General features: G+C 72.6%; 21 protein-coding genes. 9 read left to right on the top strand and 12 right to left on the bottom strand.

Annotated elements, in window-relative coordinates:
• The first annotated feature begins 219 nt into the window (after positions 1-219).
• Positions 220-1,101 carry an alpha/beta fold hydrolase gene (locus ABD347_RS04870; protein ID WP_344356730.1) on the top strand — a complete coding sequence of 294 codons (882 nt, stop codon included), beginning with the start codon at positions 220-222 and terminating at the stop codon, positions 1,099-1,101.
• Here ABD347_RS04870 and ABD347_RS04865 read toward each other — a convergent pair.
• Positions 1,086-1,997: an NYN domain-containing protein gene (locus ABD347_RS04865; protein WP_344356728.1), complete on the bottom strand. Its 912-nt coding sequence runs from the start codon at positions 1,995-1,997 to the stop codon at positions 1,086-1,088. The two genes, ABD347_RS04870 and ABD347_RS04865, sit on opposite strands and share 16 nt — an antisense overlap.
• 175 nt (positions 1,998-2,172) lie before the next feature.
• On the opposite strand from ABD347_RS04865, the gene ABD347_RS04860 reads away from it, so the two are divergent.
• Entirely contained in the window at positions 2,173-2,325 is a 153-nt protein-coding gene (locus tag ABD347_RS04860; RefSeq protein WP_344356725.1) for a hypothetical protein, read from the top strand.
• A gap of 86 nt (positions 2,326-2,411) precedes the next feature.
• On the opposite strand, the gene ABD347_RS04855 is transcribed toward ABD347_RS04860, so the two are convergent.
• The 4 genes from ABD347_RS04855 to ABD347_RS04840 all read right to left on the bottom strand — a co-directional run bounded on the left by ABD347_RS04855 (position 2,412) and on the right by ABD347_RS04840 (position 5,408).
• The gene (locus ABD347_RS04855; protein ID WP_344356722.1) at positions 2,412-3,017 is read right to left on the bottom strand and encodes a MarC family protein; all 606 of its coding nucleotides are present in this window, start codon (positions 3,015-3,017) and stop codon (positions 2,412-2,414) included.
• Positions 3,018-3,070: 53 nt separating this feature from the next.
• Complete coding sequence (locus ABD347_RS04850; protein ID WP_344356719.1) at positions 3,071-3,943, bottom strand: PHP domain-containing protein; 873 nt, start codon at positions 3,941-3,943, stop codon at positions 3,071-3,073.
• A 76-nt stretch (positions 3,944-4,019) separates the two neighbouring features.
• Positions 4,020-4,658: a DUF6758 family protein gene (locus ABD347_RS04845; protein WP_344356716.1), complete on the bottom strand. Its 639-nt coding sequence runs from the start codon at positions 4,656-4,658 to the stop codon at positions 4,020-4,022.
• Between the two features lie 159 nt (positions 4,659-4,817).
• Positions 4,818-5,408, bottom strand: a complete 591-nt coding sequence (locus tag ABD347_RS04840; RefSeq protein WP_344356713.1) for a suppressor of fused domain protein — start codon at positions 5,406-5,408, stop codon at positions 4,818-4,820.
• A 451-nt stretch (positions 5,409-5,859) separates the two neighbouring features.
• On the opposite strand from ABD347_RS04840, the gene ABD347_RS04835 reads away from it, so the two are divergent.
• Both ABD347_RS04835 and ABD347_RS04830 read left to right on the top strand, forming a co-directional pair.
• Positions 5,860-6,993 carry a magnesium and cobalt transport protein CorA gene (locus tag ABD347_RS04835; protein WP_344356710.1) on the top strand — a complete coding sequence of 378 codons (1,134 nt, stop codon included), beginning with the start codon at positions 5,860-5,862 and terminating at the stop codon, positions 6,991-6,993.
• 22 nt (positions 6,994-7,015) lie between these two features.
• Positions 7,016-7,528: a hypothetical protein gene (locus ABD347_RS04830; protein ID WP_344356707.1), complete on the top strand. Its 513-nt coding sequence runs from the start codon at positions 7,016-7,018 to the stop codon at positions 7,526-7,528.
• Between the two features lie 376 nt (positions 7,529-7,904).
• Here the strand turns inward: ABD347_RS04830 and ABD347_RS04825 are convergent, their stop codons facing one another.
• The gene (locus tag ABD347_RS04825; protein WP_344356705.1) at positions 7,905-8,684 is read right to left on the bottom strand and encodes a hypothetical protein; all 780 of its coding nucleotides are present in this window, start codon (positions 8,682-8,684) and stop codon (positions 7,905-7,907) included.
• A gap of 175 nt (positions 8,685-8,859) precedes the next feature.
• Here ABD347_RS04825 and ABD347_RS04820 point away from each other — a divergent pair, with 175 nt between their 5' ends.
• From ABD347_RS04820 to ABD347_RS04810, 3 genes are read left to right on the top strand one after another with little or no spacing between them, the layout of a single operon-like run.
• Positions 8,860-10,140, top strand: coding sequence for a magnesium transporter MgtE N-terminal domain-containing protein (locus ABD347_RS04820; protein ID WP_344356702.1), 1,281 nt, complete (start codon positions 8,860-8,862; stop codon positions 10,138-10,140).
• Positions 10,130-10,675 carry a DUF1003 domain-containing protein gene (locus tag ABD347_RS04815; protein WP_344356700.1) on the top strand — a complete coding sequence of 182 codons (546 nt, stop codon included), beginning with the start codon at positions 10,130-10,132 and terminating at the stop codon, positions 10,673-10,675. Before ABD347_RS04820 ends, ABD347_RS04815 begins: the two co-directional genes overlap by 11 nt.
• A gap of 43 nt (positions 10,676-10,718) precedes the next feature.
• Positions 10,719-11,852: an Mrp/NBP35 family ATP-binding protein gene (locus ABD347_RS04810; protein ID WP_344356698.1), complete on the top strand. Its 1,134-nt coding sequence runs from the start codon at positions 10,719-10,721 to the stop codon at positions 11,850-11,852.
• A gap of 61 nt (positions 11,853-11,913) precedes the next feature.
• On the opposite strand, the gene ABD347_RS04805 is transcribed toward ABD347_RS04810, so the two are convergent.
• From ABD347_RS04805 to sigE, 5 genes are all read right to left on the bottom strand, one after another.
• Positions 11,914-12,606 (bottom strand): hypothetical protein, encoded by a 693-nt coding sequence (locus ABD347_RS04805; protein ID WP_344356696.1) that lies wholly within the window; start codon positions 12,604-12,606, stop codon positions 11,914-11,916.
• 129 nt (positions 12,607-12,735) lie between these two features.
• Entirely contained in the window at positions 12,736-13,185 is a 450-nt protein-coding gene (locus tag ABD347_RS04800; protein WP_344356693.1) for a sec-independent translocase, read from the bottom strand.
• Positions 13,186-13,410: 225 nt separating this feature from the next.
• On the bottom strand, positions 13,411-15,051 hold the full coding sequence (locus ABD347_RS04795; protein ID WP_344356691.1) for a S1C family serine protease: 1,641 nt from the start codon (positions 15,049-15,051) through the stop codon (positions 13,411-13,413).
• 93 nt (positions 15,052-15,144) lie between these two features.
• Positions 15,145-15,945: an anti-sigma factor family protein gene (locus ABD347_RS04790; RefSeq protein WP_344356688.1), complete on the bottom strand. Its 801-nt coding sequence runs from the start codon at positions 15,943-15,945 to the stop codon at positions 15,145-15,147.
• The gene (gene sigE / locus ABD347_RS04785) at positions 15,942-16,703 is read right to left on the bottom strand and encodes an RNA polymerase sigma factor SigE (protein ID WP_344356766.1); all 762 of its coding nucleotides are present in this window, start codon (positions 16,701-16,703) and stop codon (positions 15,942-15,944) included. The genes ABD347_RS04790 and sigE overlap by 4 nt, the downstream gene beginning before the upstream one ends.
• Before the next feature lie 144 nt (positions 16,704-16,847).
• On the opposite strand from sigE, the gene ABD347_RS04780 reads away from it, so the two are divergent.
• On the top strand, positions 16,848-17,513 hold the full coding sequence (locus tag ABD347_RS04780) for an O-methyltransferase (protein WP_344356685.1): 666 nt from the start codon (positions 16,848-16,850) through the stop codon (positions 17,511-17,513).
• Between the two features lie 90 nt (positions 17,514-17,603).
• Here ABD347_RS04780 and ABD347_RS04775 read toward each other — a convergent pair whose 3' ends face one another.
• Positions 17,604-17,771, bottom strand: a complete 168-nt coding sequence (locus tag ABD347_RS04775) for a DUF3117 domain-containing protein (RefSeq protein WP_003966491.1) — start codon at positions 17,769-17,771, stop codon at positions 17,604-17,606.
• 313 nt (positions 17,772-18,084) lie between these two features.
• Here ABD347_RS04775 and chcB point away from each other — a divergent pair, with 313 nt between their 5' ends.
• Positions 18,085-18,867: a 2-cyclohexenylcarbonyl CoA isomerase gene (chcB, locus tag ABD347_RS04770; RefSeq protein ID WP_344356682.1), complete on the top strand. Its 783-nt coding sequence runs from the start codon at positions 18,085-18,087 to the stop codon at positions 18,865-18,867.
• The last annotated feature ends 98 nt before the right edge of the window (positions 18,868-18,965 follow it).

Raw genomic sequence — 18,965 nt, 5'->3', positions numbered from 1 at the left:
GCCCCGGAAACCACCGAGGCGACCACGGTGACTGAGCCCGCCACCGAGCCGGTCGCGGAGACCAAGCCGCGCCGCCGCCGGGCGGCCAAGGCCGTCGCCGCCGCCCCGTCCGACAGCTGACGCACGGCCGACCGGCACACGAGTGACGGCCCCGCCCCCTCCCGGGGCGGGGCCGTCACCATGTCCGCGCCCCCGCCCGGACCCCGCTAGCCTCGTCCCATGAGCCGCCCGCCCACCTTCACCCCGCCCCCCTGCGCCCGTGCCTACGCCCTCCGCACGTCACGCGGTGACTTCGCCGTGCTGGACGCGGCACCCGCCGACGGTACGGAGCCGAAGGGGACGGCACTCCTGCTGCCCGGGTACACCGGGTCCAAGGAGGACTTCATCGCCATGCTCCAGCCGCTCGCCGACGCCGGCTACCGCGCTGTCGCCGTGGACGGTCGCGGGCAGTACGAGACGCCGGGACCGGTCGACCAACGAGCGTACGCGCAGGAGGAGTTGGCGTGTGACGTGCTGGCCCAGGCGGCGGCCATCGGCGGAGGCGGGGTCCACCTCCTCGGGCACTCCCTCGGCGGTCAGATCGCCCGCGCGGCCGTCCTGCTCGACGCGGCGCCGTTCGCCACGCTCACGCTGGTGTCGTCCGGTCCCGCACAGGTCGAAGCGGCCCAGCGGCAGAAGATCAAGCTGCTGAGTGACGCGCTCGCGGTGATGAGCATGGGCCAGGTGTGGGAGGCCATGCGCGCCCTCGACCCGCCGGAGGACGCCGACGAGGCGGGCAGCCACCGCGAGGACCTCCGCCACCGCTGGCTGCTGCACAACCCGGCGCAGCTCCTGGCGACCGGCCGCCGGCTGACCGTCGAGCCCGACCGGGTGGACGAGCTCGCCGCCGTACGCCCGCCCCTGCCCGTGCACGTCGTCTCGGGCGTCCGGGACGACACCTGGCCGGTGCCGCTCCTCGACGCGATGGCGGGCCGGCTGGGCGCCCACCGGACACGTGTCGAGGGCGCCGAGCACTCACCGAACACCGACCGGCCGGTGGAGACCGCCATGGCGGTGGCGGGCTTCTGGGACCGTCACCGGGACCGTCAGAGCCGCGACTGAAGCTGCTGCCAGAAGCCGTCCCGCAGCGACCGCCGCAGCACGGCGTGCCCGCGCAGGGACCGGCTCAGGCGCCGTTCCGCCTCCACGAGCAGATCCTGGTCCACCGGACCGGGCAGGTAGGGGTGGCCGGGCAGCAGTTCGGCCAGCGAGTCGGGGCCCCGCTCCCCCAGCCAGGTCGCCGCGATCCGCGCGCCCAGGAGACGCACCTCGTCGCGTGACGGCGGCGGCTCGCTCTCGCTCTCGAACGTCGTCACCGGCCGCCGTGTGACGTACGGGCGGCAGAAGTCGAGGTCGAAGGTGCGGGTGCTGTCGACCTCCCAGAGCAGCGGCTCGGCCTGGTTGCGGCCCTCGGCCGCCTCGATGCCCCAGAGGTGGACGCGGGCGCCGTACCCCTGGGCCGCCTCGACCGCCGGGACGAGGTCCTCGTCGCCGCCGACCAGCGCGGCGTCGCTGATGGCGCGGTGGCGGGCCAGCGACTCCAGGTCGGAGCGGATGAGGGAGTCGACGCCCTTCTGCTGGTTGTTGGCGTTGAGGTTGCCGAGCCGGACCTTGACGTCGGGCAGTTCGGCGATCGCCTGCTGTTCGGAGGTGTGGATACGGCGCCGGGCGCCGTCGTACCAGTACACGCGCAGCAGACGGCTGTCCGCGAAGATCGTGCGGGCCTTGTCGATGAAGGCGTCGATGAGCCCTTCCGCGTCCAGGTCGAAGGAGCGCCGGTCCTCGGTGCCCGCGACCAGCAACCCGGCCGCAGCATGGACGTAACCGGCGTCGACGAAGATGGCGTGTGTCGAGGGGGTCTTGGCCACCTCGGCCAGCATCCGCTGCAGGAGCTCATTGGTGCGCTCCAGGCGGGTGCCGAGATCGGTGGGGCTGGGGGCGCCCGGGTCGTGGTTCATACGCGGCTCATTGTCCGCCGCCGCGCGGACGCCCGCCACCACCCGTACGGCAAGTACTTAGCCGATCGAAAATTTTCTTTAGCGTAGGGAATGTTTGCCCCCTACACCTCGTTGGAACCCGTAAGGAACACAGTTCTCCATCAGGAGGATCAACTCAGGACGAAGGGAGAAGCCCATGCGCTTCGAGATTCTGCGACTCGACGACGTCGACGGCACGGCCGTGGACAGCACCGTCGTGGACGCCGCCTCCGTCAACGGAATCGTGCAGCAGGCCGCGTCGATCGGCCAGCGCATCTGGATCCGCCCGGCCGCGACCACAGCCTCGTAACCGGCGCGACGCTCCGCCACCGCGCCCCCGCGCGGACTCCGGCCCCTTCGTGGGCGCCGGAATCCGTACGGGGGCGCAGTGCTGTCTCATGCCCCCTGGACGACCTGGGTGACACCGTTGATGATCTGCTGCACGGCGATCGCCGACAGCATCATCCCGGCGAGCCGGGTGACCAGCACCACGCCGCCGTCCTTGATGACCCGGATGATCAGCAGCGAGTAGCGCATGGTCAGCCACAGCACGACGTGCATGGCGACGATCGCCGCCCAGACGGACACCTGGCCGCTCACACCCTCGGCGTGCTGCACGGCGAGGATCACCGACACGATCGCGCCGGGACCGGCCAGCAGCGGCATGCCCAGCGGTACGAGGGCGACGTTGACGTCCTTGGTCTGCTTGGGCTCGTCCGTCTTGCCGGTCAGCAGGTCGAGGGCGATGAGCAGCAGGAGCAGCCCACCGGCGATCATCAGCGCGGGGACGGACACGTGCAGGTACGCCAGGATCTGCTGGCCCAGGATGCCGAAGACGGTGATCACGCCGAAGGCGACGGCGACGGCCTGCCAGGCCATCCGGCGCTGAACCTTGGTGGCCCGGCCGGAGGTCAGGGCCAGGAAGATCGGGGTGATCCCGGGGGGATCCATGATGACGAAGAGGGTGAGGAACAGGGAGCCGAAGACGGCGACGTCGAACACAGTGAGGCCTTGCGGGAAGAGGGTCGTACAGAGAAAGTGCCGGGGCGCGGGGCTTACGCCCGCCGTCCGCCGGTGCCCGGCACCGGGAACGCGCCGGTCGCGCGGCGCGTGATCTCCCCGTAGATCTCGGGGTCGGTGGTGTACTCGCCGAGGCGGCAGGTCTTGCGGGTGCCGTGGTAGTCGCTGGAGCCGGTGGTCAGCAGGCCCAGTTCGGCGGCGAGGCCGCGCAGCCGGGAGCGCGCCGGCCCGTCGTGGTCCATGTGGTCGACCTCGATGCCGTCGAGGCCGTACGCCGCCAGCTCGGCGATGACGGACTCGGGCACCGTGCGGCCGCGCTTGGCGGCGGCCGGGTGCGCGAAGACGGTGACGCCACCGGCCGCCTTGACGAGCCGGATGGCGGTGAACGGGTCGAGCTCGTGCTTCTCGACGTAGGCCCGGCCGCCGTCGGCGAGCCACTCGGGCGTGAAGGCGTCGGAGACGGTGGGCACGACGCCCAGCTCGACGAGCGCCTCGGCGATGTGCGGCCGGCCGACGGAACCGTCACCGGCGATGGCGGCGACCCGCTCCCAGGTGACCGGTACGCCCAGTTCCCGCAGCCTGGCGACCATGCCCTGGGCGCGCGGGACGCGGTCGTCGCGCACCAGCTCGCGCTCCCGGGCCAGCTCGGGCTGGTCCGGGTCGAAGAGGTAGGCGAGCATGTGCATGCCGATGCCGTCGATCCGGCACGAGAGCTCGGCGCCCGTGACCAGGGTGAGCCCCCGGTCGAGGTCAGCGAGCGCGGTCAGCGCCTCGGCGTGGCCGCGCGTGGTGTCGTGGTCGGTCAGCGCGACGACGTCCAGCCCGGCCGCGGCGGCGGCGCGCACGAGCTCGGCGGGGGTGTCCGTACCGTCGGAAGCCGTGGAGTGGGTGTGCAGGTCGATGCGCACGACGCGTGACTCCGGGGCTCGGGACGGACGGGGGACGCTCAGAAGGATACCGGCGTTCCGCCCGGGCCCTCGCCCGTCACTCCAGCAGCCGGGGGCTCAGCGCGCCGCACGGGAGCAGGTCCACCTCCGAGCCGGCCTCCCGCAGGTCGGTCAGGACGAGCTCGTCGTACATCAGCAGTCCCGACTTCTCGGGCCAGACGACGGCCCACAGCCAGAGCCCGCACGCCTCGCCCGCGAAGACCGCGCGGTCCTCGGGTGCGTCACTGACGTGCCAGAGAGGGGTGGGGCGGCCGGCGGCCAGGACCTTGGACTGCGGGCGGTTGCCCGTGCACATGCGCGGGCCGGGGTCGGGGCCGTCGATCCCCGCGTACCGCGCGCCCAGGCCGACGCCCGGTTCCTCGGCGACCAGCAGGAGCTCGCCCACACCGCCGAGCGGCGCCGGGCCCGAGCAGGCGACGACGGTGGCCCGGCCGCCGCTGCGGTCGTCCCCCGCGTACGCGACACCGGTGAACAGCCAGCCGACCGGCAGCGGCCAGGGCATCCAGACGGGCACCTGAGCCCGGTGCGTGACGACGCCGAGCGCCTCCACGCTGGGCGGGATCACGGGCTGCAGCGGCTGCACGGCGCCGTGCGCGTCGCACTGCCAGGAGTCGGAGAAGAGACCGGGCGCCCTGACCCGGCCTCCACACTTCGGACAACTGGGTTCGCCCCTCATAGGGTTCAACGGTCCTCCCCGGCCGTCGCCGCGTCAAGGACGATCACCCCTCCGGTGTGCCGTTCCCTCCCGGACACATGGATTCATCATGCATCCATGGCCGCCCCGACCCGCGGGCGCGCCGCGCCGCGACCCGCTTCGCCGGCCGGCCGGCCACCGTCAGCCGAGGCCCACCGGCCCGCGCAGCGGATCCCGCAGGTCCGTACCCGCCGCCAGCCACCGCTCCCGCAGCGCCTGCGCGCCGTGTACGCGCTTCCACGCCGCCTCGTTCGGCGTCATCGGCAGCAGCGGCAGGAACCGCACCGGGTCCATCGGCGCGTCCAGGTCCAGGTCCTCGACCAGGCCGCCCGGCTCCGCCACCAGCACGGAGGTGAACGGCGCGCCGGGCCACAGGGGTTCGCCGGTGTCCAGGGACGCGCCCGGCGCCACGACCACCCCCTCGACCTGCGGCGAGGCGGCGAGCACGGCCAGCGGGCGCAGCACCTTGTCGGTGTCGGCGAGCCCCGCCCGTACGGTCAGGAGGAGCTCCGCGCGCGGGCCCTCGACCGGGTCGGCGAGGGTGGCGGCCGGATCGGTCATAGGCCGGGCGGACATGCCGAGGGTGGCGTACCTCACCAGGCCGAGAGCGGCGTCCGGGAAGCGGAGGACCTCGACGCGGTCGGTGCCCAGGAAGGTCACCGCGGCGCGCGCGTCCGGTTCACCGAGGGCGGTACGCAGCCGGGCCTCGACCAGAGCAAGAACTTCTCCCATGCGGGGAGCATAGAGCGCGTATGGAACGGGCAAAGAAAGGGATTGACCCTCAGTCGGCTGATAGTGTTGGCCGTCTGCTGGTCGGGACAGCACGCCAAGCGTCGCTTTCCAGTCCCGACAACACGTCATCCCCTACGGGGGACCGGCCGGAGGAGGTGGGGCTGCGGTGGATCGAAGTCGACCGTGCAGTACCAACCGCCCTTCCGCCCGCGGCTTTTCTCTGTGACCTGAGAGGCATCTCACCTGCCCGCTCGCGCTCGTCCTCCTCATGGCGCGTGGGAGTGAGGTCATGGCTATTCGCACGACGGAAGAGCACACCGTTTTGCCTGTCTGTAGCGAACGCCGTCACCGCGATCCCGCGGTGCCGCCCGCTTTGCGGACGTAAGGAAGCCACGTCCCCATTCCGGGCTGTGCCACGCCCCGCGACGGCCTCTCCGTGAAGGAGCCAGCCATGTCGATGATCCGTGACCTGCGCGCAGCGGTCCGCCCGTCCCTGCGCAAGAGCAGTGCCCCCTACAACTCGTACAACACCTATGACGCCACCCGCGACCCGTCGACGTCCACCGCGGTCGTCGACTGCGCCGTCTACCGCGACGGCCGCCGGCTGAAGGACGACACCAGCGACGTGTGCCTCACCCCGCGTGAGGCCATGCGGCAGGTACGCGAGGGAGGCGGCTTCGCCTGGATCGGCCTGCACGAGCCGACGGAGGCCGAATTCGCCGGTATCGCGGCGGAGTTCGGGCTCCACCCGCTGGCCGTGGAGGACGCGGTCCACGCCCACCAGCGGCCCAAGCTGGAGCGGTACGACGACACGCTGTTCACCGTCTTCAAGACGATCCACTACGTCGACCACGCGGAGCTCACGGCCACCAGTGAGGTCGTCGAGACCGGTGAGGTGATGTGCTTCACCGGCCGGGACTTCGTCATCACGGTCCGGCACGGCGGGCAGGGCTCGCTGCGCAACCTCCGGCACCGGATGGAGGGGGAGCCGGAGCTGCTGGAGAAGGGGCCTTCGGCGGTGCTGCACGCGATCGCCGACCATGTGGTGGACGGCTACATCGCCGTGGCGGACGCGGTGCAGATCGACATCGACCAGATCGAGATCGACGTCTTCTCACCGCCGGCGAAGGGCTCCACGCGGGGCACCGACACCGGGCGGATCTACCAGCTCAAGCGCGAGGTACTGGAGTTCAAGCGGGCCGTGTCGCCACTGCTGCGACCCATGCAGCTGCTGAGCGAGCGGCCCATGCGGCTGGTGGACCCCGACATCCAGAAGTACTTCCGGGACGTCGCCGACCACCTGGCACGGGTCCAGGAGCAGGTCATCGGCTTCGACGAACTGCTGAACTCGATCCTCCAGGCGAACCTGGCGCAGGCGACGGTCGCGCAGAACGAGGACATGCGCAAGATCACCTCATGGGCGGCGATCGTGGCCGTGCCGACCGCGGTGTGCGGGGTGTACGGCATGAACTTCGCGCACATGCCGGAGCTGCAGTGGAAGTACGGCTACCCGATGGTGCTGAGCGGGATCATCGGCATCTGCTTCGCCATCCACCGCACGCTGAAGCGCAACGGCTGGCTGTGACCCGACTGGCTAAGCTGCCGTCATGACTGACGCGACTCTCGACCAGGCCCTCGTCGAGGAGGCCACCAAGAAGTCCGGCCTCGTCTGGGTACGGGGCGAGGGCCCGGCCCGCGCGCTGTGGCACGTGTGGACCGACGGCGCGGCGCACGTCGTCGGCGACGGCCCGGGTGAGCAGCCGCTGCCGGGGCTGGTGGACGGCTCCACCGCCGAGGTCACGGTGCGCAGCAAGGACAAGGGCGGCCGTGTGGTCTCCTGGACGGCCACCGTGACGGAGCTGGCCGCCGGCTCGGAGCCGTGGGAGGCGGCGGTCGCGGAGCTGAAGGGCAAGCGGCTGAACGCCCCGGACGCGGAGACGATGACCGAGCGCTGGGCGCGCGAGTGCCGGGTGCTGCGGCTCACCCCGCGGGGCGCGACGACCGCCCTCCCGGACGGCTCCCTGGCGGCGCCGCCGCTGCCGACGCCGGCCACCACCCGCCACCCGGTCCCGGCGGCGCTCCCCCGCCTCCTGCTGAGGCGCGGGAAGCGCAAGCGCTAGCCGCGCGGGCCCCGGGGCGCGGCGGCGCCCCGCCCCGTGGAACGCGCGCCCCGCGCCGCCTGCGCCCACCGCCGCGTCCGCCCCGCCCGTACCGCACGGCGTCCCGTCGGCCGCGCCATGGCGTCCCGGACCGGCCAGGTGCCGCCGTACCGCCGTATCACCGCGCTGCCGTGCCGCCGTGTCACCGCTGCCGTACCGCCGCGCTGCCGTGCCGCCCCGTACCGCCGCGCCACCCGAGGCGGGCATGCCCGGGGACCGCACCGGACGTGCCCCCGCGCGGGCCTCGCGGCGGCAGGGCCGGGCACCCGGGCGGCCGGCCCGGGGGCGGGAGGGCCGGCCCCGGGCACGTACGCCCGCTCGGCCGTCGGCGGGGGGGTCAGTCGCTGGTACGCGGGAGCTGGCGGCCGTAGTCGAGGGTTTCGTCCTTGGACGGGGCCGTCAGCGGGAAGGCCTTGTTCCAGTCCGAGAGGACGACCACGCCCGCGCCGCCGCCACGGGCGAACCGGAGGGGATAGGGCGTGCCCTCCAGCGAGACGTCGAGGGTGCCGCCCTCACCCTTGGGCCCACCCGCCACCTTGATCGTGCGGATGCCGCCGACCTTGGAACGGTCGCCCTTGACGATGCCGCCGTGGAGTTCCAGCAAGCCGTCGAGCAGGACGTTCATCTCCGTGAAGCCGCGCAGCTGCTTGTACGAGGGGTCGTCCTCGGGCACCTTCACGTACATGTCGTCGAGCTTGTCCGCCGCCCCCGTACCGGAGTCGTCCCGCTCCTCGCCCTCCCCGCTCGTCCCGCTCGCCCAGAAGTCCGCGTCCGCCTTGAGGTACAGCGCGTCCCCGACCCTCAGCAGCTCGAAGGTGGACGTCCTGGTGACCACCGATCCGGCCGCGCCGGTCCGGTTCAGCCGCATGTTCAGCTCGTACGTACCGCCCTTGCTGACCAGCGTCCCCGACAGGCGTACCGCCTGGGCACCGCCCGCCGCCGCCCGCGCCTTCGACTCGATCGCGGTGGCCGAGAGCTTGCCCACCCCGTTCGTACCGGCGTCCGGATCGGGGGGCGGTTCCTCTCCGCAGGCGGTGAGTACCGCGGTCAGACCGGCGCACAACGCGACGGGGAGAGCGGCCCGGCGGGCGCGCGAAGCCGGGGCGAGAAAGGTCACCAGCGCACTGCCTCTCATCAAACCGTGGGGGGTTGGCAGACCGCAGCGTACCCGTGCCGTATACGACGGTCGGCAGAGAGCCGTACGGACGCCCTGCCTGGGCGAGCCGCACCAGGACGGGCTAGCCTGAACCGGCGCAAAGGCGGAAATCCGGGCAGACGAGGAGGTGTACGGCATGGCGGCAGGTGCTTCCCGCATCTTCGTCTCGCACCTCGCCGGCGTCCCGGTCTTCGACCCGAACGGCGACCCGGTCGGCCGGGTGCGCGACCTCGTCGCGATGCTGCGCGTCGGCCGCCGCCCGCCCCGCCTGCTCGGCCTCGTCGTGGAGGTGATCGGGCGCCGCCGGATCTTCCTGCCCATGACCCGGGTCACCGGTGTGGAGTCCGGCCAGGTCATCACCACCGGCGTGCTCAACGTGCGCCGCTTCGAGCAGCGCCCCACCGAGCGCCTGGTCCTGGGCGAGCTGCTCGACCGCCGCGTCCGGCTGGTCGAGGACGGCTCGGAGGTGACGGTCCTCGACGTGGCCATCCAGCAGCTCCCGGCCCGCCGCGACTGGGAGATCGACAAGGTTTTCGTCCGCCGGGGCGGCGGCGGGGCACTGCGCCGCAAGGGCGAGACGCTCACCGTCGAGTGGTCGGCCGTCACCGGCTTCTCGCTGGAGGAGCACGGGCAGGGCGCCGAGAGCCTGGTCGCCACGTTCGAGCGGATGCGCCCGGCCGACCTCGCCAACGTCCTGCACCACCTCTCCCCCAAGCGCCGCGCCGAGGTCGCCGCCGCCCTCGACGACGACCGGCTCGCCGACGTCCTGGAGGAGCTGCCCGAGGACGACCAGGTCGAGATCCTCGGCAAGCTCAAGGAGGAGCGGGCCGCCGACGTCCTGGAGGCCATGGACCCGGACGACGCCGCCGACCTGCTGTCCGAGCTGCCCGAGGAGGACAAGGAGCGGCTGCTGACGCTGATGCGGCCGGACGACGCCGCCGACGTACGCCGTCTGATGTCGTACGAGGAGCGTACGGCGGGCGGTCTGATGACCACCGAGCCGATCGTGCTGCGCCCGGACGCGACGGTCGCCGACGCGCTGGCGCGCGTACGCCAGCAGGACCTCTCCCCCGCCCTCGCGGCCCAGGTGTACGTGTGCCGGGCACCCGACGAGACGCCGACCGGGAAGTACCTGGGGACGGTGCATTTCCAGCGGCTGCTGCGCGACCCGCCGTTCACCCTGGTCTCGGCGATCGCGGACACCGATCTGGCGCCGCTCTCCCCGGACACGCCGCTGCCCTCCGTGACCAGCTACCTCGCCGCGTACAACCTGGTCGCCGCCCCGGTCGTGGACGAGAGCGGCTCGCTGCTCGGCGCGGTCACCGTCGACGACGTCCTCGACCACCTGCTGCCCGACGACTGGCGCGAGACGGAGTTCGAGCCGGGGGACGAGAGCGAGGCCGCGCATGACGCATGAGCGTCCCGGCGAGCCGCCCTCGCCGCGCATCCGGCTCGACCAGCCGGGTATCCGGCGGCCCAAGCTGCTGCCGGCGTACGACCCGGAGGCGTTCGGGCGGCTCTCGGAGCGGGTCGCCCGTTTCATCGGCACCGGGCGGTTCCTGGTCTGGATGACGGTGATCGTCGTCGTCTGGGTGCTGTGGAACATCTCGGCGCCCGGCCACCTCCGCTGGGACGAGTACCCGTTCATCTTCCTGACCCTCGCCCTGTCGCTCCAGGCGTCCTACGCGGCTCCGCTGATCCTGCTCGCCCAGAACCGGCAGGCCGACCGGGACCGGGTCAACCTGGAGCAGGACCGCAAGCAGAACGAGCGGTCGATCGCCGACACGGAGTACCTGACCAGGGAGATCGCGGCCCTGCGGATGGGCCTCGGCGAGGTCGCCACCCGCGACTGGATCCGTTCCGAGCTGGAGGACCTGGTGAGGGAGCTGGACGAGCGCCGGGATCTATTCCCGTCCGGCGGTCCGGGCCGGAGTGACGAACCCGACCGCTGACAGGCCTTTCCGGGGGCAGGGTCCGGCGCCGTACCATCTCCGTATGGTTACGGAAGACGCGGTGCGCGAAGCACTGGCGACGGTGAACGACCCCGAGATCAACCGACCGATCACAGAGCTCGGCATGGTCAAGTCGGTGGAGATCGGTGCGGACGGGGCGGTCGCCGTCACCGTCTACCTCACGGTCTCCGGCTGCCCCATGCGCGAGACGATCATCACGCGCGTCACCGAGGCGGTCTCCGGCGTGGAGGGCGTCACCGGCGTCGACGTGACGCTCGACGTGATGAGCGACGAGCAGCGCAAGGAGCTGGCCGCCGCGCTGCGCGGCACCACCGCCGAGCGGGAGGTGCCCTTCGCCAAGCCCGGCTCCCTGACCCGGGTGTACGCGGTGGCCTCCGGCAAGGGGGGCGTCGGCAAGTCGTCCGTGACCGTGAACCTGGCGGCGGCGATGGCCGCCGACGGGCTGAAGGTCGGTGTCGTGGACGCCGACATCTACGGTCACAGCGTGCCGCGCATGCTGGGCGCGGACGGCCGTCCGACCCAGGTCGAGAACATGATCATGCCGCCGTCGGCGAACGGTGTGAAGGTCATCTCCATCGGCATGTTCACCCCCGGCAACGCGCCGGTGGTCTGGCGCGGCCCGATGCTGCACCGCGCGCTCCAGCAGTTCCTCGCGGACGTGTACTGGGGTGACCTGGACGTCCTGCTGATGGACCTGCCGCCGGGCACCGGCGACATCGCGATCTCCGTGGCGCAGCTGGTGCCGAACGCCGAGATCCTGGTCGTCACCACCCCGCAGCAGGCGGCCGCCGAGGTCGCCGAGCGGGCCGGTTCCATCGCCGTGCAGACCCATCAGAAGATCGTCGGCGTCGTCGAGAACATGGCGGGCCTGCCGTGCCCGCACTGCGACGAGATGGTCGACGTCTTCGGCACGGGCGGTGGCCAGAGGGTCGCCGACGGCCTGACGAGGACCACCGGTGCCACGGTCCCGGTGCTGGGCTCCATCCCGATCGACGTACGGCTGCGCGAGGGCGGCGACGAGGGCAGGCCGGTCGTCCTGTCGGACCCCGACTCACCGGCGGGCGCCGCGCTGCGCAGCATCGCGGGCAAGCTCGGCGGCCGTCAGCGCGGCCTGTCGGGCATGTCGCTGGGGATCACCCCGCGCAACAAGTTCTGACCGCCACCGCGAAGGGGCACCGCTCGACGAGCGGTGCCCCTTCCGCGTTCTTCGTGCGCGGCTACGCGTACGCGGTGATGTCCCGCACCACCGCGAACGCCAGGCCGTACGCGCTCATCCCCCGTCCGTACGCACCCAGGTGGACCCCCTCGGGCGTCGAGCCGGCCAGTACCCAGCCGTACTCGGACTCCCGGTAGTGGAACGGTGTCGGGGCGCCGTCGACGGGCAGGGAGAGCATCGACCACTCCGGCCCGCCGAGGTCGTCGGCGAGTTCGAAGGCGGCCTCGGTCTGCTGGTCCAGCCAGTCGTCCCGCAGCGAGTGGTCCAGCTGCGGCGGCCAGGTGTACGCCAGCAGCCCGGAACCGGCCAGCCAGGCGGCGGACGACACGCTGGTGGCGTCCAGCACCCCCGTTCCGTCGCCGCTGCGGCGCACGGGGCTCGCGGCGACCGTGACGACGGCCGCGAACCGCTCCTTCTCGGCCCCGGTGGGGTCGAGCCGGTCCGGCCGTATCGACGGCTCGTCACCGTGGCCGATCGAGCCGTGCTGCACCGTGCCGTCGGCGGACGTGCCCACCTGCATCAGCCAGCGCGGCCCGGTGAAGGCCTCGTCCAGCCCGTACCAGGGGAACGACGCACGCAGATAGCCGTCGACCGTACGCCGGGCCGCGAGCGGCCCTCCGGGCGCGTCCGCCCCGGACGCCGATGCGGCGCCGGGTACGGCACCCTGCGCCCCTACTCGACTCGTCGTCTCCATCTGCCCGGCCGCCTCCTCGTTCCGTGGAGTCCGGTACGGCACGCCCCGACGGGCGCTCTCGCAACCGGACAGATGGAGAGGATAGCCACCGCAGGGGGGCTCTTTCCGGAAGAGCGGCGCGGGAGGGGGTCAGGTGGCGTCGGCGTCGAACGGCGGGCGGTCGCCGTGGTCGGGCCTGTCGCCCTTCTTCAGCAGGTCCACGCCCCCGTGGCCCTCGGCCCGGGTGCCCCCGGCCACGGCCGGGACCGACGCGTCCGGCTCCCGGCCGTTGACGGCGTCGGCGACGTCGTTGATCTCCTTCTTGAGATCGAAGCTGCTGCGGATCTCCTTCAGGTCCTCGTTCTCCGTCAGCTGTTTGCGGATGAACGTCTTGGGGTTCAGGTCCTCGAACTCGAAGTCCTTGAACTCCGGACCCAGTTCGCTGCGAATGTCGTGCTTCGCGCTCTCCGAGAAGTCACGGATCTTGCGGATGAAGCCGGAGACGTCCTGGATGACCTTCGGCAGCTTGTCGGGGCCGAAGACGAGCACGGCAAGGACCACCAGCACCACGAGCTCGAGTGCGCCTATGTCATTGAACACCTTGCTGCTCCTTCACAGGGTCCGGCCCGTGGTCCATGGTGCGTGGTGCGTGGGGCAGTCCGGGCCCGGGGCCCGTAACACGGTACCTGGCCCGGCTGTCGCGGCGGTACCTCCCGGCGACCGCGTGGTGGCCCCCCGGTGCCCCCACGGGGTCCCCGCCGTGTTCCCGCGGGTGGCCCGCCGTGTTCCCGCGGGTGTGCCCGCGGTGCCCCCGCGGTTGGACCGTCAGCCACCGGCCGAGGAACCGAGCGTCAGCGTCTTGGTCTGCTCCTGGCCGTCGCGCTCCAGCGTGAGCCGGAGGCGGTCGCCCGGGCGGTGGGCGCGGATCTTGACGATCAGCTCCTCGCCGCTGTGCACGCGGTGGCCGTCCACCTTGGTGATGACGTCGCCGGGCCGGACGCCCGCCTTGGCCGCCGGACCGCCGGGGGTGACGGAGGCCCCGCCGTCCTGTGCCTTCTCGCCGACCCTGGCGCCGTCGCCGCTGTACTTCATGTCGAGGCTCACCCCGATGACGGGGTGGTCGGCCTTGCCGGTGTTGATCAGTTCCTCGGCGACGCGCTTGCCCTGGTTGACGGGGATCGCGAAGCCGAGCCCTATGGAGCCGGCCTGGCCGCCGTCGGGTCCCGAGCCGCTGTCCGCGGCTCGGATGGCGCTGTTGATACCGATGACCCGGGCCTTGGAGTCCAGCAGCGGGCCGCCCGAGTTGCCGGGGTTTATCGGGGCGTCGGTCTGGAGGGCGTCGACGTAGCTGATGTCACTTCCGTCGCCCTTCTCACCGCCCGCGGTGATGGGCCGTTCCTTGGCGCTGATGATGCCGGAGGTCACGGTGTTCTGGAGGTCGAAGGGGGCGCCGATGGCGACGACCGGGTCGCCGACGCGGACGTTGTCGGAGTTGCCCAGCGGCAGCGGCTTGAGGTTGGCTACGCCCTTCACTCGCACGACCGCCAGGTCGTACCCGCTGTCCTTGCCGACCAGCTCGGCCGCGGCCGTCTCACCACCGCTGAAGGTGACGGTGATGTCGCCCGAGGCGCCGGCCGGGTCGACGACATGGTGGTTGGTGAGGATGTGGCCCCGCTCGTCCAGGACGAAGCCGGTGCCGGTGCCCTGTTCACCGCCGCCGCTGACGTGGAGGGTGACGACACCGGGGAGGGCGCTGGCCGCGATGCCCGCGACGCTGTCGGGCGCGCGGTCGCCGTCCTCCCGCCCGGCCTGCGGGAGCTCGACGGTGGTGAGCCCGCCGTGCCGCTCGACGTACGCGCCGACGCCGCCGCCGAGCACGCCGGTGAGCCCGGCGAACAGCAGCGCGGCGATCACGGCGAGACCTCGGCGGCGCCCCTCGCGCGGTGCGCCTGCCGCCGGGCCGCCGGGGTGGAGGAGCGGCTGGGGCTGCCCGCCCGGGGTGCTCCAGGGGTCGTACTGGAGCCACTGCGACGGCGGGGGCACGGGCTGGGCCTGCTGCGGCGCCGGCGAGTGCGGGTCCCGTGGCGGCTGCGGCGCGGGCGGGTGCTGGTGCGGGGCCTGGTGCGGCACCGGCGGCGCGGGCGGGTGCGGGTCGCGTGGCTGCTGCGGCGCGGGCGGGACGGCGGTGCCGTGCGCCGGGGTCGCCACCGGCCGCTGGACGGGCGGTGCGGGGGCCCACGGGCCCGGTTCGCCGTAGGGCGGGGTGCGGTACTCGTCGGGCTGGTGCAACGGCTGCGGGAGGGCCGCCGTCGCGACCGCGTCCGGCACCGGGCCGGCCGCCGCGCCGCCGGGCGGGGGCGTGTGCACGGCGCCGCCCCCGGGGCTGCCCGATTCCGCCACCAGGTGCTGCCGCGCCGGGCGGCTCCACCACTTCGGCTTCGACCCCGTGGGCTTCCCGTCGTCCATGTTCTCCCCGCTGCGTGCCCGTCCCGCGCCCCCTCGGGACGCCCCTGAGCAGGATTCAACCAGGTCCGGCGGCCCCCGCGCAGGGGGCTCCGGTCAGCGGCCCGCGGGAAGCGGGAGGGAGCTCGGTGACGGGGTGCCCGGCCCGGAGCCGGTGGGACGTATCAGCGGTGCGGGCGGCGTGGCGTTCAGCGCGCTCACCGCACCCGGCGGCGAGGCCGGCAGCAGGGGGTGGGTTCCCGGGCGCCGCACCGCGTGCAGCGGCACGGCGGCCAGCGGCGCGACCGGCCGGTCCGTCAGCTTGACCGGTCCGGGCCCGCCACCGCGGCGGCGGTTGTTGTCACCGCTGCCCGTGCCGGTGCCCTGCGTCGAGTTGGACGACCGCATCGGTGTGACGTTGCCCGTACCGTCACCCCGGGCGTCCACCGTCGCGACCGTGGGCAGTGCGCCGCCCAGGGCGATCGCCGCGAAGGACACGGCGCTGGCGGCCGCGAACGCGAACCTCCGGCCGCGCCAGGGGGAGCGCTCCGCCTCCTGGCGGCCCACCTCGTGGATGCGGAAGCCCACATCCGGTCCCCCGGCGTAGCCGAAGGCGCCGGGTCTCACCCCGAGGGCGCCGCCGGAGCCGAAGGGTCCGCCTCGGTCGTCGTCGCCCGGAGCTCCCCCGGGCAACCCCTGGAGGCGGGCGAGGAGCCCCTCGGAGGGGGGCGGCGGGGCGGCCTGGGCGAACACGCTCTTCAGCCGGCGCTGGGCGTCGGCCTCGGCCTTGCACTTGGGGCAGGTGGCCAGATGAGCCAGGACCCGCTCGCGGGCGTCATGACCGAGCTCACCGTCGACGAGCGCGGCGAGGCGGTCCCCCAGGTGCTGTTCCGCGGGGGTCGGACTTGTGGCACTCACGAGGGCCCGCCCTCCCCGCCCACGGCCACGAACGCGCGCTGTTCGGCCCGGGCCTCGGGCGACCGGTGCTTGAGGGCCTTGCGCAGATGGGAGCGGCCCCGGTGGATACGGCTGCGGACGGTGCCCAGCTTGACGCCGAGGGTCGCGGCGATCTCCTCGTACGACAGTCCCTCGATGTCGCAGAGGACCACCGCGGCGCGGAACTCGGGCGCGAGGGTGTCCAGGGCCTGCTGGACGTCGGCGTCGAAATGCGTGTCGTGGAAGACCTGCTGCGGCGACGGCTCCCGGCTGGGCAGCCGCTCCGCCGCGTCGTCGCCGAGCGCGTCGAACCGGATGCGCTGCTTGCGGCGCACCATGTCCAGGAAGAGGTTGGTGGTGATCCGGTGCAGCCAGCCCTCGAAGGTGCCGGGCGTGTACGTGGACAGCGAGCGGAAGACCCGGACGAAGACCTCCTGGGTGAGGTCCTCGGCGTCGTGCTGATTGCCGGTCAGGCGGTATGCGAGGCGGTACACCCGGCCACTGTGCGTGCTGACGATCTCCTCCCACGAGGGCGGAGTCCACGCCTGCGATTCCGCATCCGAGGCGAAGGTCGCGGTGGTGGGTGCGGAGTCGGCGGGCATGGAACGGTCAGCGGTGTCGGTCACGGATTTCGGCTCACCCGCCGACCTGAGAAGGCGCCGCAGCACTCCTCCCCGATCCACAGGCGCAGCCGCACCTCCCCTATCGGCTCTGGTGGTGTCCAGCGGAGCCCCTACCATAGCCACCTCGCCCGTTAGCTCCGGATAAGAATCTTTACGTGAATTTGGGACCGTCTTCGGCTCTTGATCCATGTGCTCCCCCCGCCCCTTCATAACGCGCGGTCCCATCTGCGGGTTCCCGGCCCTGAACGGCTACAGTCACCGTTGCGCCAACTACGGGGACAGGAGAGGGTCATTACCGCCAACCGGCAGACGAGCTGGGCGTTCGCCGACGCCTTTGTCGCCGAGGACGAAGCGCTGCGCTGGGCCCGCGACCGGGCCCGGGACGCGGGGCTGCCCTCGGTGTCGCCAGGCACCGGCGCCGCGCTGCGTCTGCTGGCGGCCACGGCGGACGCCAAGGCGGTGGCGGAGATCGGCACCGGCACCGGGGTGTCCGGGATCTACCTGCTGGAGGGCATGCGTCCCGACGGCGTCCTGACCACGGTGGACCTGGAGCCGGAGTGCCAGCAGTTCGCCAAGCAGGCGTTCCGGGCGGCCGGCTTCGCCGGGAACCGGGCCCGTTTCATCCCCGGCCGCGCCCTCGACGTACTCCCCCGGCTCGCGGACGGCGGTTACGACCTCGTCTTCTGCGACGGCGACCGCCTGGAGTGCCTGGACTATCTCGCTGAATCGTTGCGCCTGCTGCGACCGGGTGGTCTGGTCTGTTTCGAGGGTGTGTTCGCGGACGGCCGTACGGTCGATTCGGCGGCCCAGCCGGCCGAGGTGCTCAGGGTGCGGGAGCTGCTGCGGACCGTCCGGGAGAGCCAGGAGCTGCTGCCGTCGCTGCTGCCGGTGGGCGACGGGCTGCTGTGCGCGGTGCGGCGGGGCTGACCGGCGCGCTTCCGCGAAAGCGAAAGCCCCGGCCCGGTCGCGTCACCGCGTACCGTGCCGGGGCTTTCGGAAAACTGGGAGCCTTCCGCGTCAGCCGACGACCTTCTTGAGTGCGTCGCCGAGCGCGTCGGCCTCGTCCGGAGTCAGCTCGACGACAAGCCGACCGCCGCCTTCGAGCGGAACGCGCATGACGATGCCCCGCCCCTCCTTTGTCACCTCGAGCGGGCCGTCGCCCGTCCGCGGCTTCATGGCCGCCATGCTCGTTCCCCTTCCTGAAACCAGCTCATCGTCGCCGACGGCCCTCTGGCATGGGCATACATCACCGGCATCGAACACATTGCTTCCAGGTCATTATCCCGCATGGCAGGACCCGATGACCAACATCGGTCGGCATCGCTTGCGCAACGCGCTCTCGCAAAACCGTCCAATTCGGCGATACGCCTGCGATACTTCGCCGCCGCACCCGGCGGCGGGACCGGACATTCTTTGACGCAGGTCACATGTGCGGGCGCGATGATCTCCGCCATGCTGGGCGGGACATCACCGCCTCAGCCGCAAAGGGGACCCTGCCATGGCCGACACCGTGCTGTACGACGTGGTCGACGGACTCGCCACGATCACCATCAACCGGCCCGACGCCATGAACGCCATGAACATCCAGGCGAAGATCGCCCTCCGCGACTCGCTGGTCGCGGCGGCGGAGGACAGCTCCGTACGGGCGGTCCTGCTGACCGCGACGGGCAAGGCGTTCTGCGTGGGCCAGGACCTCAAGGAGCACGTCGCGCTCATCGGCACCGAGCACACGATGAGCACCGTGCGGGAGCACTACAACCCGATCGTCCGGGCCATCGCGGGGATGCCGAAGCCGGTGGTCGCCGGGGTGAACGGGGTGGCGGCCGGGGCGGGCCTCGGTTTCGCGCTGGCGGCGGACTACCGGGTGGTGGCCGACACGGCGTCCTTCAACACCTCCTTCGCCGGGGTGGCGCTGACCGCCGACTCGGGCGTCTCCTGGACGCTGCCCCGCGTGGTGGGCCCGGGCCGGGCGGCGGACCTGCTGTTCTTCCCGCGCACGATCCCGGCGCGGGAGGCCTACGAGCTGGGTATCGCGACCAAGCTGGTCCCGGCCGCCGACCTGGCCGCCGAGGCGGAGGCCGTGGCCCGCGCTTTCGCCGCGGGCCCGACCCTGGCGTACGCGGCGCTGAAGAAGTCCCTGGCGTACGGGGCGGCCCACACGCTGGACGAGGCGCTGGACAAGGAGGACGAGCTCCAGACGCTGGCGGGCGCGTCCGAGGACCACGGCATCGCGGTCCAGGCCTTCCTGGCCAAGGAGAAGCCCCAGTACCTCGGCCGCTGACCCCGCGGGACCGCACACTTCCGCCGGGGCGGGGCCCCCTCCGCCTTTCCGCCCGCCCCGGCGCGTGGGAGCCGTGGCTCACGCCCACGGCGGGGAGG

The organism is Streptomyces gobitricini, assembly GCF_039532985.1.
GTDB lineage: Bacteria > Actinomycetota > Actinomycetes > Streptomycetales > Streptomycetaceae > Streptomyces > Streptomyces gobitricini.
Note: the sequence above shows the minus strand (reverse complement) of the source record. Positions and strands in the feature narration are given on the sequence as shown.

What these genes read in the sequence shown, in the direction of transcription:
- ABD347_RS04870 (WP_344356730.1), top strand. Translation starts at nt 220, where the DNA reads ATGAGCCGCCCGCCCACCTTCACCCCGCCCCCCTGCGCCCGTGCCTAC.
- ABD347_RS04865 (WP_344356728.1), bottom strand. Translation starts at nt 1,997, where the DNA reads ATGAACCACGACCCGGGCGCCCCCAGCCCCACCGATCTCGGCACCCGC.
- ABD347_RS04860 (WP_344356725.1), top strand. Translation starts at nt 2,173, where the DNA reads ATGCGCTTCGAGATTCTGCGACTCGACGACGTCGACGGCACGGCCGTG.
- ABD347_RS04845 (WP_344356716.1), bottom strand. Translation starts at nt 4,658, where the DNA reads ATGAGGGGCGAACCCAGTTGTCCGAAGTGTGGAGGCCGGGTCAGGGCG.
- ABD347_RS04840 (WP_344356713.1), bottom strand. Translation starts at nt 5,408, where the DNA reads ATGGGAGAAGTTCTTGCTCTGGTCGAGGCCCGGCTGCGTACCGCCCTC.
- ABD347_RS04835 (WP_344356710.1), top strand. Translation starts at nt 5,860, where the DNA reads ATGTCGATGATCCGTGACCTGCGCGCAGCGGTCCGCCCGTCCCTGCGC.
- ABD347_RS04830 (WP_344356707.1), top strand. Translation starts at nt 7,016, where the DNA reads ATGACTGACGCGACTCTCGACCAGGCCCTCGTCGAGGAGGCCACCAAG.
- ABD347_RS04820 (WP_344356702.1), top strand. Translation starts at nt 8,860, where the DNA reads ATGGCGGCAGGTGCTTCCCGCATCTTCGTCTCGCACCTCGCCGGCGTC.
- ABD347_RS04815 (WP_344356700.1), top strand. Translation starts at nt 10,130, where the DNA reads ATGACGCATGAGCGTCCCGGCGAGCCGCCCTCGCCGCGCATCCGGCTC.
- ABD347_RS04810 (WP_344356698.1), top strand. Translation starts at nt 10,719, where the DNA reads ATGGTTACGGAAGACGCGGTGCGCGAAGCACTGGCGACGGTGAACGAC.
- ABD347_RS04805 (WP_344356696.1), bottom strand. Translation starts at nt 12,606, where the DNA reads ATGGAGACGACGAGTCGAGTAGGGGCGCAGGGTGCCGTACCCGGCGCC.
- ABD347_RS04795 (WP_344356691.1), bottom strand. Translation starts at nt 15,051, where the DNA reads ATGGACGACGGGAAGCCCACGGGGTCGAAGCCGAAGTGGTGGAGCCGC.
- sigE (WP_344356766.1), bottom strand. Translation starts at nt 16,703, where the DNA reads ATGGTAGGGGCTCCGCTGGACACCACCAGAGCCGATAGGGGAGGTGCG.
- ABD347_RS04775 (WP_003966491.1), bottom strand. Translation starts at nt 17,771, where the DNA reads ATGGCGGCCATGAAGCCGCGGACGGGCGACGGCCCGCTCGAGGTGACA.
- chcB (WP_344356682.1), top strand. Translation starts at nt 18,085, where the DNA reads ATGGCCGACACCGTGCTGTACGACGTGGTCGACGGACTCGCCACGATC.